At 56.7% G+C, this 2,517-nt stretch carries 1 rRNA gene (only partly in view); it reads right to left on the reverse strand.

Annotated features, from left to right (window positions below):
* Positions 1-41 precede the first annotated feature (41 nt).
* Positions 42-2,517 (reverse strand): 23S ribosomal RNA (locus ABZ924_RS38090); it runs 726 nt beyond the window's last position.

A 2,517-nucleotide genomic window follows, 5' to 3' on the forward strand; every position in this document is an offset into this window, starting at 1 on the left:
TGTTCGTTGCTTCAGAACTAACACAGTGGACGCGAGCAACTGAGGACAAGCCCTCGGCCTATTAGTACCAGTCAGCTCCACCCGTTACCGGGCTTCCACATCTGGCCTATCAACCCAGTCGTCTACTGGGAGCCTTACCCTCTCAAGGAGGTGGGAATACTCATCTTGAAGCAGGCTTCCCGCTTAGATGCTTTCAGCGGTTATCCCTCCCGAACGTAGCCAACCAGCCATGCCCTTGGCAGGACAACTGGCACACCAGAGGTTCGTCCGTCCCGGTCCTCTCGTACTAGGGACAGCCCTTCTCAATATTCCTACGCGCACAGCGGATAGGGACCGAACTGTCTCACGACGTTCTAAACCCAGCTCGCGTACCGCTTTAATGGGCGAACAGCCCAACCCTTGGGACCGACTCCAGCCCCAGGATGCGACGAGCCGACATCGAGGTGCCAAACCATCCCGTCGATATGGACTCTTGGGGAAGATCAGCCTGTTATCCCCGGGGTACCTTTTATCCGTTGAGCGACGGCGCTTCCACAAGCCACCGCCGGATCACTAGTCCCGACTTTCGTCCCTGCTCGACCCGTCGGTCTCACAGTCAAGCTCCCTTGTGCACTTACACTCAACACCTGATTGCCAACCAGGCTGAGGGAACCTTTGGGCGCCTCCGTTACCCTTTGGGAGGCAACCGCCCCAGTTAAACTACCCATCAGACACTGTCCCTGATCCGGATCACGGACCGAGGTTAGACATCCAGCACGACCAGAGTGGTATTTCAACGGCGACTCCACAACCACTGGCGTGGCCGCTTCACAGTCTCCCACCTATCCTACACAAGCCGAACCGAACACCAATATCAAACTGTAGTAAAGGTCCCGGGGTCTTTCCGTCCTGCTGCGCGAAACGAGCATCTTTACTCGTAGTGCAATTTCACCGGGCCTATGGTTGAGACAGTCGAGAAGTCGTTACGCCATTCGTGCAGGTCGGAACTTACCCGACAAGGAATTTCGCTACCTTAGGATGGTTATAGTTACCACCGCCGTTTACTGGCGCTTAAGTTCTCAGCTTCGCCTGGTCGAAACCAAGCTAACCGGTCCCCTTAACGTTCCAGCACCGGGCAGGCGTCAGTCCGTATACATCGCCTTACGGCTTCGCACGGACCTGTGTTTTTAGTAAACAGTCGCTTCTCGCTGGTCTCTGCGGCCACCCCCAGCTCAGAGTGCAAGACTCATCACCAGTGGTGGCCCCCCTTCTCCCGAAGTTACGGGGGCATTTTGCCGAGTTCCTTAACCATAGTTCACCCGAACGCCTCGGTATTCTCTACCTGACCACCTGAGTCGGTTTAGGGTACGGGCCGCCATGAAACTCGCTAGAGGCTTTTCTCGACAGCATAGGATCATCCACTTCACCACAATCGGCTCGGCATCAGGTCTCAGCCTTCAATGAGGGACGGATTTGCCTACCCCTCGGCCTACACCCTTACCCCGGGACAACCACCGCCCGGGCTGGACTACCTTCCTGCGTCACCCCATCGCTTACCTACTACCACCTTGGGTCAGCGGCTCCACCACTCCCCTTCACCCGAAGGATCCAGGGCGGCTTCACGGCCTTAGCATTAATGGATTCGATATTGGGCGTTTCAAAGCGGGTACCGGAATATCAACCGGTTGTCCATCGACTACGCCTGTCGGCCTCGCCTTAGGTCCCGACTTACCCTGGGCAGATCAGCTTGACCCAGGAACCCTTAGTCAATCGGCGCACACGTTTCTCACGTGTGTATCGCTACTCATGCCTGCATTCTCACTCGTGAACCGTCCACAACTCGCTTCCGCGGCTGCTTCACCCGGCACACGACGCTCCCCTACCCATCACAGCCTCCGTTGGGAGTATTGCTGCAATGACACGACTTCGGCGGTACGCTTGAGCCCCGCTACATTGTCGGCGCGGAATCACTTGACCAGTGAGCTATTACGCACTCTTTCAAGGGTGGCTGCTTCTAAGCCAACCTCCTGGTTGTCTCTGCGACTCCACATCCTTTCCCACTTAGCGTACGCTTAGGGGCCTTAGTCGATGCTCTGGGCTGTTTCCCTCTCGACCATGGAGCTTATCCCCCACAGTCTCACTGCCGCGCTCTCACTTACCGGCATTCGGAGTTTGGCTAAGGTCAGTAACCCGGTAGGGCCCATCGCCTATCCAGTGCTCTACCTCCGGCAAGAAACACACGACGCTGCACCTAAATGCATTTCGGGGAGAACCAGCTATCACGGAGTTTGATTGGCCTTTCACCCCTAACCACAGGTCATCCCCCAGGTTTTCAACCCTGGTGGGTTCGGTCCTCCACGAAGTCTTACCTCCGCTTCAACCTGCCCATGGCTAGATCACTCCGCTTCGGGTCTAGAGCGTGCAACTCAATCGCCCTATTCGGACTCGCTTTCGCTACGGCTTCCCCACACGGGTTAACCTCGCTACACACCGCTAACTCGCAGGCTCATTCTTCAAAAGGCACGCAGTCACGAGGAC

Origin of the sequence: Streptomyces sp. NPDC046876, assembly GCF_040645035.1 — a bacterium.
Taxonomy (GTDB): Bacteria; Actinomycetota; Actinomycetes; order Streptomycetales; family Streptomycetaceae; genus Streptomyces.